Annotated in this window: 15 protein-coding genes; 1 reads left to right on the top strand and 14 read right to left on the bottom strand. The window is 68.8% G+C overall.

Annotated elements, in window-relative coordinates:
• Positions 1 to 53: 53 nt before the first annotated feature.
• From pqqE to ACQPZQ_RS28380, 12 genes are all read right to left on the bottom strand, one after another.
• A complete protein-coding gene (pqqE, locus tag ACQPZQ_RS28435; protein WP_433299396.1) occupies positions 54 to 1,187 on the bottom strand; it encodes a pyrroloquinoline quinone biosynthesis protein PqqE in 1,134 nt (377 codons plus the stop codon).
• A gap of 10 nt (positions 1,188 to 1,197) precedes the next feature.
• Positions 1,198 to 1,518: a pyrroloquinoline quinone biosynthesis peptide chaperone PqqD gene (pqqD, locus tag ACQPZQ_RS28430; protein ID WP_433285716.1), complete on the bottom strand. Its 321-nt coding sequence runs from the start codon at positions 1,516 to 1,518 to the stop codon at positions 1,198 to 1,200.
• 5 nt (positions 1,519 to 1,523) lie between these two features.
• Positions 1,524 to 2,228, bottom strand: coding sequence for a pyrroloquinoline-quinone synthase PqqC (pqqC, locus tag ACQPZQ_RS28425; RefSeq protein ID WP_433285714.1), 705 nt, complete (start codon positions 2,226 to 2,228; stop codon positions 1,524 to 1,526).
• 5 nt (positions 2,229 to 2,233) lie between these two features.
• Complete coding sequence (gene pqqB, locus ACQPZQ_RS28420; protein WP_433299394.1) at positions 2,234 to 3,124, bottom strand: pyrroloquinoline quinone biosynthesis protein PqqB; 891 nt, start codon at positions 3,122 to 3,124, stop codon at positions 2,234 to 2,236.
• Positions 3,125 to 3,279: 155 nt separating this feature from the next.
• Positions 3,280 to 3,375 carry a pyrroloquinoline quinone precursor peptide PqqA gene (gene pqqA / locus ACQPZQ_RS28415; RefSeq protein WP_241034237.1) on the bottom strand — a complete coding sequence of 32 codons (96 nt, stop codon included), beginning with the start codon at positions 3,373 to 3,375 and terminating at the stop codon, positions 3,280 to 3,282.
• Between the two features lie 53 nt (positions 3,376 to 3,428).
• Positions 3,429 to 5,123, bottom strand: coding sequence for a PQQ-dependent dehydrogenase, methanol/ethanol family (locus tag ACQPZQ_RS28410; RefSeq protein ID WP_433285712.1), 1,695 nt, complete (start codon positions 5,121 to 5,123; stop codon positions 3,429 to 3,431).
• A 13-nt stretch (positions 5,124 to 5,136) separates the two neighbouring features.
• Positions 5,137 to 5,601 (bottom strand): MSMEG_3727 family PQQ-associated protein, encoded by a 465-nt coding sequence (locus ACQPZQ_RS28405; protein ID WP_433285710.1) that lies wholly within the window; start codon positions 5,599 to 5,601, stop codon positions 5,137 to 5,139.
• Positions 5,602 to 5,890: 289 nt separating this feature from the next.
• Complete coding sequence (locus ACQPZQ_RS28400; protein WP_433285708.1) at positions 5,891 to 6,754, bottom strand: IniB N-terminal domain-containing protein; 864 nt, start codon at positions 6,752 to 6,754, stop codon at positions 5,891 to 5,893.
• A 214-nt stretch (positions 6,755 to 6,968) separates the two neighbouring features.
• Positions 6,969 to 7,805, bottom strand: a complete 837-nt coding sequence (locus tag ACQPZQ_RS28395) for a hypothetical protein (RefSeq protein WP_433285705.1) — start codon at positions 7,803 to 7,805, stop codon at positions 6,969 to 6,971.
• Between the two features lie 498 nt (positions 7,806 to 8,303).
• Positions 8,304 to 8,933 (bottom strand): nitrile hydratase subunit alpha, encoded by a 630-nt coding sequence (nthA, locus tag ACQPZQ_RS28390; RefSeq protein WP_433285703.1) that lies wholly within the window; start codon positions 8,931 to 8,933, stop codon positions 8,304 to 8,306.
• Positions 8,930 to 9,598: a nitrile hydratase subunit beta gene (gene nthB / locus ACQPZQ_RS28385; protein ID WP_433285702.1), complete on the bottom strand. Its 669-nt coding sequence runs from the start codon at positions 9,596 to 9,598 to the stop codon at positions 8,930 to 8,932. The genes nthA and nthB overlap by 4 nt, the downstream gene beginning before the upstream one ends.
• A gap of 42 nt (positions 9,599 to 9,640) precedes the next feature.
• Positions 9,641 to 10,735 (bottom strand): LLM class flavin-dependent oxidoreductase, encoded by a 1,095-nt coding sequence (locus tag ACQPZQ_RS28380; protein ID WP_433285700.1) that lies wholly within the window; start codon positions 10,733 to 10,735, stop codon positions 9,641 to 9,643.
• Between the two features lie 322 nt (positions 10,736 to 11,057).
• Here ACQPZQ_RS28380 and ACQPZQ_RS28375 point away from each other — a divergent pair, with 322 nt between their 5' ends.
• Positions 11,058 to 11,903: an LLM class flavin-dependent oxidoreductase gene (locus ACQPZQ_RS28375; RefSeq protein WP_433285698.1), complete on the top strand. Its 846-nt coding sequence runs from the start codon at positions 11,058 to 11,060 to the stop codon at positions 11,901 to 11,903.
• 12 nt (positions 11,904 to 11,915) lie between these two features.
• Here the strand turns inward: ACQPZQ_RS28375 and ACQPZQ_RS28370 are convergent, their stop codons facing one another.
• Both ACQPZQ_RS28370 and ACQPZQ_RS28365 read right to left on the bottom strand, forming a co-directional pair.
• Complete coding sequence (locus ACQPZQ_RS28370; RefSeq protein WP_433285696.1) at positions 11,916 to 13,259, bottom strand: multidrug effflux MFS transporter; 1,344 nt, start codon at positions 13,257 to 13,259, stop codon at positions 11,916 to 11,918.
• Positions 13,260 to 13,525: 266 nt separating this feature from the next.
• Complete coding sequence (locus ACQPZQ_RS28365; RefSeq protein ID WP_433285694.1) at positions 13,526 to 14,488, bottom strand: VWA domain-containing protein; 963 nt, start codon at positions 14,486 to 14,488, stop codon at positions 13,526 to 13,528.
• Positions 14,489 to 14,507: the final 19 nt, after the last annotated feature.

Below are 14,507 nucleotides of genomic sequence, written 5' to 3'. Positions count from 1 at the left end.
GTCCTACCTCGTCATTCGTTCAGGCTCGCTCGTCACGGACCTGCACTACCAGCCTAAATACCCTGCCGCGCCGCGTCACGTCGAGCACGATCTCCTCCGCTCCCGCGAACCGCGTGCGGGCGGGCGATCAGCGGAAGGTCGTCGGGCCGCGAGTCGGCGTTGGCGGCCTCGACGGCCCGGGCCACCAGGTCGTGGTCGGGCGACAGATGGCAGACCGGGTCGGTACGGGCGGCGTCGCCGGTGAGCTGGAACGCCTGGCAGCGGCATCCGCCGAAGTCCAGCTCCCGCCGGTCGCAGTTGCGGCAGGGATCCGGCATCCAGTCCGTGCCGCGGAACGCGGTCATCACGGGGGACTCGGTCCAGATCCGCTCCAGTGTGTCTTCGCGCACGCTGGCCCGCGGCAACGGCAGGGACTGTGCAGCCGGGCAGGGCAGGACGTCACCGTTCGGCGTCACGGTCAGCTGCCGGGAGGCCCAGCCACCCATGCAGGGCTTCGGATACCGGCTGTAGTAGTCGGGGATGACGTAGATGACGTCCATGCGGTCCCGCAACCGCTCGCGAGCGGCCCGCACTACCACCTCGGCCGCCTCGAGCTGCGTGCGGCTCGGCAGCAGCGCGTCACGGTTGCGCCAGGCCCAGCCGTAGTACTGGGTGTTGGCCAGCTCCACCCGGTCGGCGCCGACCTCCTCGGCCAGCCCCAGCACGTCGGCGACGCGATCGATGTTCTGCCGGTGCAGCACCACGTTCATGGTGAGTGGCCAACCCAGCTCCTTGACCACGCCCATGGCCTCGATCTTGCGCTGGAAGGACGGCGTGCCGGCGATCCGGTCGGACACGGCAGGCTCGTCGGCCTGGATGCTGACCTGCACGTGGTCGAGGCCGGCGGCCCGCAGCTGCTCGGCCTTCGAACGAGAGAAGCCGAGGGCGCTGGTCACGAGGTTGGAGTACAGACCGAGGTCGTGAGCGACCGCCACGATCTCCACCAGGTCGCGCCGCAGCAGCGGCTCCCCGCCGGACAGGTGACACTGCAGAACTCCCAGGTCACGGGCCTCCGTCAGCACCCGCCGCCACTCGTCCGTGGTCAGCTCGTCGGAGTAATCGGCCATGTTCAGCGGGTTGGAGCAGTACGCGCAGGCCAGCGGGCAGCGGTACGTGAGCTCGGCCAGCAGTCCGAAGGGACTGGTCATCTCACCTGCGTCAGCCATCGGACAGCTCCACGCAGCGCCGGGCGACGAGCTGGGCCAGATACCGCCGCACCTCATCGTCGGGGACGGTCTGGTACCGCGCGCCCAGCTCGGCCACGATCTCGGCCACGGTGTGCCGCCCGTCGCACAGCTCGAGGATGTCGGCGCCGCTGCTGTTCAGCACCACCACCGTCTCGGGGAGCAGCAGGATGGGCTTCTTCCGGGTCGGGCAGAAGCCCATCCGGACATGGCGCGCCAACCGCGGCCGGTCCGAGCCGGACACGGCGCGGGTCACGGTTCCGGTCCGTGCCGTTCCGGTCTGGGTCGGGTCCATGGTGATCACTCCGGATAGGCCTGGTCGATGGCGTCCATCAGGCTCCACAGGACGTCGCACTTGAACGACAACGCGTCGACGGCGCGCGCCTGGGACTCGGCGGTCAGGCAGTGCGCTGTGACCACCTCGAGGGCGTGCTCGCAGTCGCGGGGGGCCTGCTCGAGGCGGGCGCGGAAGTAGGCGAGGCCCTCGGAGTCGATCCACGGGTACCACCGCTCGAACGCGGCAAGCCGCTCCGCCATCAGGTCGGGGGCGAACAGCTCGGTGAGCGAGGACGCCACCGCCTCCACCCACGGACGGGTCCGCGTGAAGTTCACGTAGGCGTCGACCGCGAACCGCACTCCGGGGACCAGGTGCCGGTGGTCGCGGATCTCCTCGCGGGTCAGCCCGGCGGCCTCGCCGAGGCGCAGCCACGCCTCGATACCGCCCTCCCCGGGGTGTTGGCCGTCGTGGTCGATGATGCGGCGGATCCAGCGCCGGCGGACCTCGACGTCGGGGCAGTTGGAGAGGATCGCCCCGTCCTTACGGGGGATGTTCTCCTGGTAGTAGAAGCGGTTGGCCACCCAGCCCTGGAGCTGCCGGCGGCTCAGCCGACCGGCGTTCATCCGGACGTGGAACGGGTGCTGGTCGTGGTAGCGCCGTGAGTGGGCCCGCAACGTCGCGACGAAGTCGTCGGCGTCGGTTCTCGGTGTCCTGGTTGTCGTCGTCATGGGCCCTATACCTCGACCTCGAGGCCGTCCGTGGCCACCTGCATACCGCTGTCCTCCACAATGCGCCGCTCGGGCGCGTCTTCAAGCAGGATCGGGTTGGTGTTGTTCATGTGAACGAAGATCGTGCGGCCCACGCCCAGCGACCGGAGCTGCGCCAGGCTGCCGTCCGGGCCGTCGATGGGCAGGTGGCCCATCTCCCGGGACGTCTTGCCGGCCAGGCCGAGCCGTACCAGCTCGTCGTCGCGCCAGCAGGTGCCGTCGATCAGCAGGCAGTCGCAGCCCGCGATCTCCGCGCGGAGCGCCGGCGTCAGCGACTGCACCCCCGGCAGGTACACGAGCGTGCCCCCGCTGCGTTCGTCGGTCAGCCGGTAGCCGACGACGCGGCCGTGGTCCACTCCGGCTCCGAACCGGGCCCGCTTGGTGGTGGGCACGTCGAACGCCCGGCAGGACAGCCCGTCGGCCGGGGCGAAGTCGCTGCCCGGGATCACCGCCTGCCACTCGACCGCGCAGTAGCGCTCGAGCGTGCGCAGGATCCCCGAGCCGTCGGACAGTGTCTTGTGCACCGCAGGCGTGGCATGAAGCCGCAGGGCGCGGGCCTCGCGTAGCAGAAGCAGGCCCAACGTGTGGTCCAGCTCGGCGTCGGTGAGCAGCACCGCCTCCACCGGGGTCGTCCGGTCGTCGCGCGGGTGCAGGCCGGGGAAGGCCTCGATCTGGGCGCGGACGTCGGGCGAAGCGTTGACGAGGAACCAGCGCTCGCCGTTGTCGACGCTCACCGCGACCGACGACTGGGTGCGCGGCGGAGCCGCCCCGCGGCGAACAGCGGCGCACACACCGCAGCCACAGTTCCACTGCGGAGAGCCGCCCCCCGCTGCCGAGCCCAGCACCCGCAGCAACATCGTTGTCACTCCTCTTCCACCGAGGAGCCGCCAGCCCGACGGCGTCGGCTTCTCGGACATGCGGGCCTTCGGCCCGGGCCGGCCATCCGTGGTCGTCCCGGGCCGCCGGAGGGCGCCGGACCCGGTCGTCAGGTCCGGCGCCGCCCCACGTCCCCCTAGTCGTCCAACTGGGCGATGTACATCGTCACCTCGGGCGCGACGCCGATCTCCTCGAACTCCGGCGTCTCCCACACAGCAAGCTGAGACTCCACGGATTCACCTCCTCTCCGCCTGATTCCGGCAGGCTCCCGTCACGGCCCTACGGCTAATCCGGGAGTGCGAAGACGATCAGGGCGCTTCCGTGGCCCGCGCCGAGCATGCCGGGGAGGAATCCCTCGGCCCACCCGCCCCAGCCGACCGGCACGGCGACGTACTGCTTGCCGTCGACCATGTAGGTGCTCGGGCTGCTGTGGTGGCCACTTCCGCATTGGAACTGCCACAGCAACTCACCGGTGCGGGCGTCGAGTGCGTTGAACTCGCCGGAGGGCTCGCCGGCGAACACCAGGTCGCCGCCCGTGGCCATCACCGAGGCGCACATCGGAAGCTCGTTGCGGAAGCGCCACTTCTCCTCGCCGTTGGCGTCGAACGCGCTGATGGACCCCGCCATGTCCTCGATGTCCACCTGCACACCCGCGCCCCAGTACGGGATGCTCTCCTTGAATTCCCGGCGCCGCCGGGTGGCCGTTGCGCCGGTGTCCTGCACCGGCACATAGAAGAGCTCGGTCTTCGGGCTGTAGGCCGCGTGGGTCCATTCCTTCGCGCCGGCCGGACCCGGGTAGAAGTGGACCGGTTCCCCCTCCTTGTCGGGGTAGACCCTGGCCGTCACCTGGCCGTCCCGCGTGATCGCTCCCCAGGTGATGCGGTCGACGAAGGGGGTGATCTGGACCAACTGGCCGTTCGTGCGGTCGAGGACGAAGAAGTATCCGTTCTTGTCGAAGTGGCCGAGCAACTTGCGCCCGCCCGACTCGAACAAGATGCACTCCGAGATGCTGTCGTAGTCCCACACGTCGTGCGGGGTGCACTGGTAGTGCCACTGGATCTGGCCGCTGTCCGCGTCGACGGCGACGATGCTGTCCGTGAAGAGGTTGTCGCCCTCGCGGACCTCGCCGTCGAAGTCGGGCGCCGGGTTGCCGGTGCCGATGTAGAGCAGGTTCGTCTCCGGGTCGAAGGTGCCGGTGACCCAGCAGTTCGCGCCACCACGCGCCCAGGCCTCGCCGTCGGCGGGCCAGGTCTCCGAGCCGGGCTCCCCGGGCTTCGGCACCATGTAGCAACGCCAGCGGTGTTCCCCGCTCTCGACGTCGAACGCGTCGAGGTGACCGCGCACGCCGAACTCACCGCCGGAACTCCCGACGATGACCATGTCCTTCACGACCAGTGGTGCGACCGTGGCGCTTTCCCCGGCCCGCACGTCTCCGTAGGTCTTGTCCCACACCCGCTTGCCGCTGGTGGCGTCGAGCGCGAGAACGTGGGCATTCGCCGTGACGAAGAAGACCTTTCCTTGAGCCACCGCGACCCCACGGTTCACGTTCCCGCAGCACAGGGACACGTCGTAGGGAATTGCGTGCTTGTACCGCCAGATCTCCACGCCCGTCTTCGCGTCGAGGGCCCATACCCAGCCGTCCCAACCGGAGACGAACATGATCCCGTCGACGACGATCGGCGTGGCCTCGAACGAATAGGTCGACGCACCCGCGATCATGCCGCTCGTGCCGGCCTGGAAGATCCACGCGGGACGGAGATTCTTGACGTTCTCCGTGTTGATCTGGTCCAGCGGGCTGTACCGCTGTCCGTTGTAGGCGCCGTAGTACGTGAGCCAGTTCTCGGGCTCCGAGCGTGCGTTGCGAATGCGCTCGTAGTCGACACCGGCGACCACGGGTGGCGCGATCTCTCCACCAGCGACCTTGCCGCTCAGCAATCCTTGGTCGATGGCTTCCCCTGCGTCTACGTATTCAACTGTCACCGACTGCTCCTTTCTACGGGCGCGGCTGTTCGGGGCGATCGAGGCGAGCTTCCGGCGGAACTTCCCCCAGCACGACGATGGCGCCGGTCAGTCCCCGGCCTTCGTCGTTGCCTGTGGGTGAGCTGTACCAGTAGTAGCCCGGGCCGTCGAGGTTGAGGCGCGCCCGCCCTCGTGAATGGTTCACCAGCCAGATGAATTTCCTGTCGCCATTGCTCGGCAATAGCGCACAGTGTGTGTTCAGGTCGTCGTTGATGAGCTCGAGTTCGAGGTCGCCGCCGTGGGGCATGACCAGGATCGACGGATCCCAGCACAGCTCATCGGGATTGATTCGAATTGTGGCCTGCATGGTGCCGTCGGATCGCTCGGTGGCCTGTCCGATGTTTCCGGTGGCCAACAGTCGACCCAAAGTCGCCTTGTTCTGTCCAGTCAATCCGAGCTTGTCGAGCAGGTCGGATCGATCCCCCGCAGTGGTCGTCATACCTCCACCTCCCGGCGCTCCAAATTTAAATTGTGAACGCTATCACAGCAATATATATCGGTCAACCCCCTGAAGGTCTTTTCAATTGCTTAGTCGGGTGACGTTCCCGATGGTCGAGTACGGGATGCACGCGACGGCTGCAAAGATCAATCATGGGGCCTGAAATGATCAATTAAACGATCAATCGGTGCTGCTCTACTGCATAAGTCGGTGGTCTACTCCGCCAATCCGCGGACGGTCATCCACTAGGTGACGGAACCAAGCGAGGCCGGCCGCCCGATGAACATGGTCAGGAGTCGATCCCCAGGCCGTTGTGGCTCTGGACGTCGGTGTGCGTGGTGTCGTGCGAGTCGATGTCGACATCGGTGTCCGCCTCGTTGAACGAGTCCGACGCGGCGTCGTTGTCGGTGGTGAAGGAGCCGTCGAACTCGGTGGAGCTCCTGGTCGACGCGTCGGTGTCGTTGAACGAGCCGTTGGCGTCGTAGTCGCCGGTGGCGGTGTCGCCGACGGAGAGGGCGCCGCCGTGGTTGACGCCGACGTCATTCAGCGCGGACCTGTCGGCGTCGCCGTCGCCGAACGCGAGGGTGTTGTCGTCGCCGCTGACCGCGTCGTTGCCGTCGCCGACGAGGTTGTCGTCGCCGCTGAGGTTGCCCTGGCCGACCTGGTTGTCGTCGCCGGTGACGATCTTGGAGTCCTGGATGTCGCCGTTGGCCGCGACGGCGCCGTCGCCGGTGGCGGCGGTGGAGTCGATGTCGATGTCCTGGTCGAAGTCGCCGCCCCCGGTGTCGATCTGCTGGTCGACCGAGTTGTCGATGACGGTGTCTCGGTTGTCGACGTAGTTGTTGGTGACGTAGGTGTTGAGGTAGCGGACGGCGGCTTCGTGATCGCTCTCGCCGTCGTGCTTCTGAGGGGCGGGCGGCGGCGGGGCGATGTGGCCCTGGGCGCTGGTGTGGCTCGCGCCGGCGGTGTAGTCGCGGTCGAGGTCGGCTTCCTGGTCGTCCTGGAGCAGGACGAGGGCATCGCGCACGTCGGCGGCCGAGAGGGCGCCACAGGTGGCGAGGTAGCCGTTGGGGTCGTCATTGAAGGCGGCCTTGGCCTCGGGGTCGCGCAAGAGGTCGAGCAGCAGATCGAGCAGCGAGGTCGAGGTGGTCATCTCGGGTCATCTCCCAAGTGGTTCGGCGGTTGCCGGTCGTCCTGGCGTTGCGGAGACGGTCGGGGTGCTGCGCCGTCCGGGCCATCGGGGATCGTCCGGTCCCGAGGCCGGGTCTCTCCGCGTTGTCAGGAGACGGAACCCCCACCAGTGCCAGCGGCGGCCCGCCCCCGCACCGCAGGAGCGGGCCGCCCTGGAAACGCGTACCCGCCGCCGGTCAGCTGTCGATGTCGAGGTCGTTGTGGCTCTGGTTGTCGGTGTGCGAGTGATTGTGCGAGTCGATGTTGTTGTCCGTGGAGAACTCGTTGAACGAGTCGTCCGCGCTGTCGTTGTCGGTGTTGAAGGAGTCATCGAACTCGGTGGAGTTCCTGGTCGACGCGTCGACGTCGTTGAACGAGCCGTTCGCGTCGTAGTCGCCGGTGGCGATAGCGCCGACGGAGAGGGCGCCGCCGTGGCTGATGCCGACGTCCTCCAGGGCCGACTTGTTGGCGTCGCCGTCGCCGAAGGCGATGGTGTTGCCGTCACCGCCAACGGCGGCGTTGCCGTTCCCGACGACGTTGTTGTCGCCGCTGAGGTTGCCGGCGCCGACCTGGTTCTCGTCGCCACTGACCACGGCGGAGTCCGTGATTCCGTCGTCGGCGACGACGGCGCCGTTGCCTGATGCGCCGAGCGCGTCGACGTCGACGTCCTGGTCGAAGATGCCGCTGTTGCGCACGTTCTGATCGAGGAAGTGGCCCGCGTCGGAGTCACGGTCGGAGTCGTAGTCGTTGCTCACGTACCGGTTGATGTATTCGACAGCAGCCTCGTGCTCGCTGCCCGCGTAACTCACGGGCACCGGCGGCGTCGTGAACTGTGCATCGAAGTGGCCGGCGGTGTACTGCGCGGTCTCGTTGTCCTCGATCAGCACGAGGGCATCGCGAACGTCTGCGGGGCTGAGGTTGTCGAGCCCGTACTGGCTCAGCGTCGCCTCGGGGTTCGCGGCGTACAGATCACGCGCCTGCTCGTTCACCGTAAGCTCCCGGAGGAACTCGAGCAGCGTCATGGGCTGGGCCATTCTGATCATCTCCGATGTTCGTGATGTTGTGTTCGGACTGACCGGTGTTCAGGTGAAAGCTATGGGCGGTGCGCCGGCGAACCATCGGGGATCCGCCTGGCTTTCCGTTGGGGTCGGGTGACGGGGCATGGGGGATTTCAGTAAATGTATAGGGGATTCGCCTTGTTTTGCAGTATGACCCGTTCGAGGGTTAACGGACCAGCAAATTACAGCGAGCGTGAGCCGGCGGAACCCGGTTCAGCGAAAGGGTTCGAAATATCGGGTGACATGAACACGAAGGGCTATCCCGCCGACATCGATCGGAGGATACGTGGCGTCACCTCGTCGTGAGGTGCGATGACGGCGAGTCCGACCGTGTGGGTCACTCGATCGCCGTGGCCGGGCAGGAACATCGGGGCTCAGGCGGCCCGGTCGGCCGGTTGGTTCGTCACCCTCGTAGCCGGCTGTCACCCGTTCCGGGGTCGCTCGCGCCGTGACACGTTACGCGGAGCGGAGCGCCTACCGCGTGGCCAGCTTGGCCACGCCGATCATCGCGTCCCGGGTGACCAGCTGCGTCAGCTGCTCCTCGGAGAGGTCCGCGGTGCCGGCAGGACGTTCGGGCAGCACCAGCCAGCGCACCTCGCTGCTGGAGTCGCGCACGATGATCTGCACGTCGTCGGCGAGCTCCAGGCCCATCTCCGACAGCACCGTGCGCGGCTCCCTCACCACCCGCGCGCGGTAGGCGGGGTCCTTGTACCAGCTGGGCGGCAGCCCGAGCACCGCCCACGGGTAGCACGAGCACAGCGTGCAGACCACCACGTTGTGAACCGTCGGGGTGTTCTCGACGACGACGATGTGCTTGTCCTGGGTGCCTGACAGGCCGAGCTCCGCGATGGCGTCGGTGCCGTTGTCGAGCAGCCGCTGCCGGAAATCCGGATCGGTCCAGGCCTTGGCGACCACCTTGGCGCCGTTGAGCGGGCCGATGTTGGTCTCGTAGTCGGTGATGATCTTGTCCAGCACGGTCGATTCGATCAGGCCGCGCTCGGTGAGCAGCTGCTCGATGGCCTCGGCGCGCAGCGCAGCCGGAAAGCGCCCGGCGGTTCCGGGATTGCCGTGCGCTCGGTCGGATTCATGCGCAAGCTCGCTCATGCGGCCTTCTCCAGGTAGCTCTCGTACAGCTCGATGGTGACAACGAAGGATTCGGCGTCGGCACCCCACAGCTCGTGCGAGTCGAACCGCACCGAATACACGTGCTGCGGGTTCTCGCCCTGGAAGTGCGCGTGCGTGTCCGGCAGCACGGCGGCCGGCTGGATGAGCTCGACCACCCCGATGCGCCCGCGCACGTAGCCCGCCAGTCTGGTGTGCCCGGCAGGCGCCATGTCCTTGGCGCGCACCCGCTCACCGACGGCGAAGGCGGGCGCGGAGTCCACGGCACGCCGCCATCCCGCGTCGGTCGGCGTGTAGTCGGGCAGGACGGGCTCGGGGATCGGCGGTTCCTCGACCTGCTCGCCGTTCAGGTTTCGGATACGGGCCTCGACGGCGCCGGGCGCCAGGATCGCGCACTCGGTGAGTATCAGCTCCGATGCGCTGAGCCAGCGACCGTAGTAGCCCTCGTCCAGATAGGCGGCCCGATCCAGCCGCTCGATCGCATGTCGGAACGCATCCAGGTTGTACCCGGTCATCACGCCCCGCGACAGCAACGCCATCGCGAACGCTCGACCGTGCCAGGGTTCTGCGAAGACCGGCTCGTCGTCGCGCGGCGGGTGCAGGGCGCCCCACCCCTGGGTGCCTCCCATGTCCGCGATCCCGTCCATGACTCCACCTCCCGTAGATCCACGACGACGGTCAGGCGCTCATCATGATTGCCCGTCGCGGGCGCGACCGGAAACGTTGGGCAGCACCTCGTTCAGCAGCAGGTGCGTCACGTCCGCCTGTTCCTCCTCGGTCGCGCCGCGGATCCGGGTGTTGAACACGATCCGGCGAAGGCCCAGCGACATCAACTCGCGCAACCGCTCGATGCAGTGCTCCGGCGGGCCGGCGATGCCGAAGCGGTCGACCAGTTCGTCGTTCATGGAGGCCGCGTGGCTGCTGTGGGTCTCCCCGTGCCGGGTCATGTCGTAGGAGGTTCTGGCCATGTCGAACTGCGCCCGCGTCTGGTCGTCCACCCCGGCGATCGGCTTGCGCGACTGCATCACCGACCAGCGCCCGGCCAGCGCCACACCCCCGGCTGCCAGCCGGCGTGCAACGGCGGCGTCCTGATGCGGCACCACGGTGACCATCGCGGAGCAGCTGAACGGTGTGCCGGCGAGACCGGCCTCGGCGCGAGCCGTGGTGACCATGTCCAGCATCGCGCGCAGCCGTCCGCTCTCCGCGCCGACGCCGAACGTGACGCCGTCCGCGAGCTCTGCGGCCAGCCGGACGACCTTCGGGCCGGACCCTGCCACGTCGACGGGCACCTTCGGTTGCGTGCCCGGCAGCCACCGGATCCGGCTGGACCGGGGCACTCGCTCGTAGCCCAGAGTGCCGAGCGGTGGCAGGTCGGTGAGGCCGTCGGTGTCGAAGGGAACGTCCTCGCCGCGCAGGTAGCCCTGCAGCTGCTGCAGGTAGCGGGCGAAGCGGGGGAGCGGTGCCGGGGCGTGGCCGAGGTAGGCGAGCGCGGAGTCGCCGCGGCCGATACCGAGCAGCACTCGTCCCTTCGAGACCTCCTGCAGGCTGGCAGCAGCGTCGGCGGTGACCGCGGCGTGGCGGGTGACGGGGTTCGTGACCGCCGTGCCCAGCTTCAGCCGCTCGGTCTCGGTGGCCGCCACCGTCAACGCGACCCAGCACTCCATCCAGAGGTTCTGCGAGTCGGTGATGAACATGCCGTCGAAGCCGGCGTCCTCGGCCTGGTGCGCCTGCTGTGCGATCTCCTCCACGCGCGCGTTCCACGCCGACGTCCAGATCTCAGTCATCACTGCCCGTTCTCGTCGGCCCGGCGTGCGTCGTGGCCGATCCGCGCTCTGCAGGCTTGCGGAATATGGCCCCGCGTCGACTCGGGACGAAATTCCATCGGCATATCACAAATCGCGCGTTCCTGGACGCATTCGTTATTTCGCATTCTTTTGCATACAGTTGCACCGTACGACCGGGCGAATATGCTGTCAAGGCTTCGAATCGCCGCTCCGGCGGCCACGTACGGGCCACGGCGACGTGGCACGCCGAAAGAGGAGGCCGGGTCCCATATCCCCCACCAGCGCACATCACGACAGCACGGCAGAGCGGATCGGCATCGTCGTGCGTGACCAGCCGGGCGAACGAGTTGCGGAGATCGCACGGCTGGCCGAGTCGGCAGGCTTCACCGACCTGTTCCTCCCGGAGATGGGCTACGCGGCCACCACGAGGATCACCGGGCGCGACCCGTTCATCGCCTCCGCCACCGCCCTGGCCGCAACCACCCGGCTGCGGGTCGGACCCGGTGTCGCGATCACCCCGGTTCGCGCTGCCCGGGCGATGGCGCTGCTCGCGGCGAACTGCCAGGAGGACTCGGGCGGCCGGTTCGTGCTCGGCTGCGGCATTTCGCATCGAGGCGCGCTCGCCGCCATCGGCGTGCCGTTCCCGGACTCTCCGATGGCCCACATGACGGCCTACCTCGCGGAGCTGCGCGAACTCTCGCAGAAGGACCTGACCTTCGGTAACGGGTTCCCGGTGCTGCTCGGCGCTCTCGGTCCGCGAATGCTGCGGCTGGCCGCCACGGCCGCGGACGGTGCCGTCCTGAACTGGCTGACCCCCGAGCACGCCGAGACCACAAGCCGCGTGATGGCCGAGGCAGCCGCCGAGATCGGCAACGTCCGTCCGGAGACGGCGCTCTACATCCGGGTCGGCGAGCCGGAGGCCGTGCTCGCCGAGGCGGACGCCTACCTCACGCGTTTCCCCAACTACCGCAGGCACCTCGACCGTCAGGGCCTTCGGACGGCCGAGGAGGTGGCCCGGCGCACCGCCGTCAGCGACCTCCGGCCGCCCGCCGTGCGCACTGCGATCGCCGGGTACCGGGCAGCGGGGATCTCCGTGCCGTGCCTGTCCCCGTCCGGGATGTCGATCGACCAGATCCGTGACCTCCTCGAGAGCCTGGCCGTCCGCTGATCGGTGCGCCGATCATGACGTGGGGTTCGCCTCGCTTCCCTTCGCGCAGACGTGGCGATCCACGAGCTGGGCGGCAGGGGACACGCAGGTTCTCTCCGCCATCAGTGCAGCGGACGGTTGCCGCCGGAACCCACGACGGCCGGGGACGCCGGCGGGAGCGAGGGTAGCGGCGCGGCGACCGACAAGCCGGGCCACGATCTGCGTCACCACAGCCCCGGCGAGGCACACGACGATCACGGTGGCCATCGGGGGAGTGCCGGCGATCACCGGGATCGTGCCCACCAGCGGAGCGCTGAACGCGGCGAAGCCGAACTGGGCCACCCCGAGGATCGCCGATGCCCGCCCTGCCGCGGCACGTTCCACCGACATGCCGACGGCGACGGCGTTCGGCATGACGAAGCCCCAGCAGCTGATGAAGAGGAACAGCGCCGGGAGCACGGCGGGCAACGGTGCTTCGGCGCGCAGCAGCGCGGCGAACACCAGCGCGAAGACGAGCATCACCGGCACCGACACGGACAGCACCTGGCGCGAGGACCAGCGGCGCAGTACGAACCGGTTGACGTTGTTCGCGATCACCAGCCCGAGGGCGTCCAGCGCGAATACCGCACCGTAGGCGGCCGGGCTCAGCCCGCGCTCGTCCTGGAGGAAGAACGAGAGTCCGGCAAGGTGGGCGATCATGGCCGCACCGCACAGGCCGAGCACGAGCGCGCTGACGAAGACCTCGCGCCTGCGCAGCAGCACCCAGAGGCTCAGGTGGGCGGTGGGCTCCGGCTGCGGGCGTCCGGCTTCGGTCACGGCGCGGTCCACACCGCCGATCCAGCGCGGATGCGTCTCCGGGAGGAGCAGGACGACCGCGGCGAGCCCGATGACCCCCAGGATCAAGGTGACCCCGAAGATCCAGCGCCACGACAGCCCCGACTCGAGCAGCCCCGCTCCGGCGATCGGCGCGACCATGGGCGCGATGGCCGTCGCGGCGGTGAGCAGGGAGTAGAACCGGGCGAGCTGGGTTCCGGAGTGCACGTCGCGAGCGATCGCCCGTGCGATCGCGATGCCGGTGGCGGCGGCGAAGCCCTGCACGAAGCGGGCGGCGATCAGCAGCTCGATCGTCCAGGCGCTCGCGCAGAGCACGGATCCGACCACGTACCCGGACAGGCCGACGAGGAGGGGACGGCGCCGGCCGTATCTGTCGCTGATCGGGCCGACGAGGAGCTGGCCGAGCGCCAGGCCGATCAACGTGGTGGCCAGCGTGGCCTGCACGGCTCCGGCCGAGGTCGCGAAGTCCTTCTGGATGGCGGGGAAGGCCGGGCTGTAGGCGTCCATCGAGAACGGGCCGAGCCAGGTGAGGAGGACTGCCACCGGCAGGATCCGGCGAAGCAGTCGGTGGGGCAGGACGGCCGACCCGGTTGCGGGGGTCGCCGAGTGATCGTGTCGACTCTGCGTGGTCAAGCACACACCCGATCTGCCGGCGCCTGATCGAATGTTGATCAAGCGGGATTCAGTTAGGGACAACAAGTAATAATCCGACCAGCAGCCTGAAGGACCTATGGATGCGGTACAGGATTTCCATCACACAACGGATCAATACTGTTCATGACGCGAGATAAGCGCCGCGCATGACGTGCTCAACCCAGCAGGCGGTTGACGGCGGGCGCGACGTCGCGGTGGGTCGCGACCGGGGCGAGGCGGCCACGTCCGAGACGGGCGATGTCGGCGCCGAGCGAGGTGTCGTGCTCGCCGTCGATCTCGAGCAGCACGTGCAGCTCGGGGAAGCGGCGTGCGGTCAGCCGGGGGTCGGGCCCGGCGTTGTGCACGGCGTCGGTGAGCAGCACGGCGGTGCGCCTGCGTGCCGACGAGCGGTGCAGCTCCGCGTGGGCCACCGCCAGCGCGAACTGCACGTTGGTGAGCCCGCGCGCCGGAATGCGCAGCAGCTGGTCCAGCAGCCGCGAGGCGGGAACGTGCGCGCCGAGGGGCTTCAGCAGCGCGGCGTCGGACCAGAACGCCACGAGGGCGAGCCGGCTGCCCTGCGCCGACAGGTCCGCCGAGAGGGCCGCGACGGTCGCGGCGGCGATCCGGACCTTCTCACCCCGCATGGAGCCGGACACGTCCACGACGAGCACGACGTCTCGCCGGGACTGCATCCGCTCACGCACGATGATGTCCGTGTCCTCGGGCACCGGACGCTCGGTGAGCACCTCGATGGTGCGGTCGAGGTCGATGTCGTCGGATCGGTACCGGTACGGCACGGACGAGAGCCGTCCGGAACCGCGTTCGGGGCGGTCGGCGCGTGGGCGCCGTCGGATCGCGAGCCTGCGCCCGATCCGCTGCGCCATCGCCGCGATCTCGGGGTCGGGAGCCACGTCCTCGAGCAGCTCGCCGACGTCACGCAGCTCCGCGCGCTGACCGGTGACCAGTGCGCCCTGGCCACCCGCCGGACCGGTTGCCGCGCCGTTCCCGCGGCTGTCCCCGTCGTCGACGACGAACGGGGCTCCCGTCCCCGTGCGGAACAGGGCGGGGGCGGCTGTCAGTTGCTTCGGCTTCCTGCGCAGGGGCGCGAGGCCGCGTGGAGGCCCGTCGGATCCGGGCATCCGGACGGCGTTGTCGACG

The sequence above is a fragment of the Pseudonocardia sp. CA-142604 genome (genome assembly GCF_050948475.1).
Classification (GTDB): domain Bacteria; phylum Actinomycetota; class Actinomycetes; order Mycobacteriales; family Pseudonocardiaceae; genus Pseudonocardia; species Pseudonocardia alaniniphila.
Note: the sequence above shows the minus strand (reverse complement) of the source record. Positions and strands in the feature narration are given on the sequence as shown.

Bases quoted from the DNA above. Each gene is read 5' to 3' on its own strand.
- nthB (WP_433285702.1), bottom strand. From the start codon at position 9,598: ATGGACGGGATCGCGGACATGGGAGGCACCCAGGGGTGGGGCGCCCTG.
- ACQPZQ_RS28400 (WP_433285708.1), bottom strand. From the start codon at position 6,754: ATGACCACCTCGACCTCGCTGCTCGATCTGCTGCTCGACCTCTTGCGC.
- pqqD (WP_433285716.1), bottom strand. From the start codon at position 1,518: ATGGACCCGACCCAGACCGGAACGGCACGGACCGGAACCGTGACCCGC.
- pqqB (WP_433299394.1), bottom strand. From the start codon at position 3,124: ATGTTGCTGCGGGTGCTGGGCTCGGCAGCGGGGGGCGGCTCTCCGCAG.
- ACQPZQ_RS28395 (WP_433285705.1), bottom strand. From the start codon at position 7,805: ATGGCCCAGCCCATGACGCTGCTCGAGTTCCTCCGGGAGCTTACGGTG.
- ACQPZQ_RS28380 (WP_433285700.1), bottom strand. From the start codon at position 10,735: ATGACTGAGATCTGGACGTCGGCGTGGAACGCGCGCGTGGAGGAGATC.
- pqqE (WP_433299396.1), bottom strand. From the start codon at position 1,187: ATGACCAGTCCCTTCGGACTGCTGGCCGAGCTCACGTACCGCTGCCCG.
- nthA (WP_433285703.1), bottom strand. From the start codon at position 8,933: ATGAGCGAGCTTGCGCATGAATCCGACCGAGCGCACGGCAATCCCGGA.
- pqqC (WP_433285714.1), bottom strand. From the start codon at position 2,228: ATGACGACGACAACCAGGACACCGAGAACCGACGCCGACGACTTCGTC.
- ACQPZQ_RS28365 (WP_433285694.1), bottom strand. From the start codon at position 14,488: ATGCCCGGATCCGACGGGCCTCCACGCGGCCTCGCGCCCCTGCGCAGG.
- ACQPZQ_RS28405 (WP_433285710.1), bottom strand. From the start codon at position 5,601: ATGACGACCACTGCGGGGGATCGATCCGACCTGCTCGACAAGCTCGGA.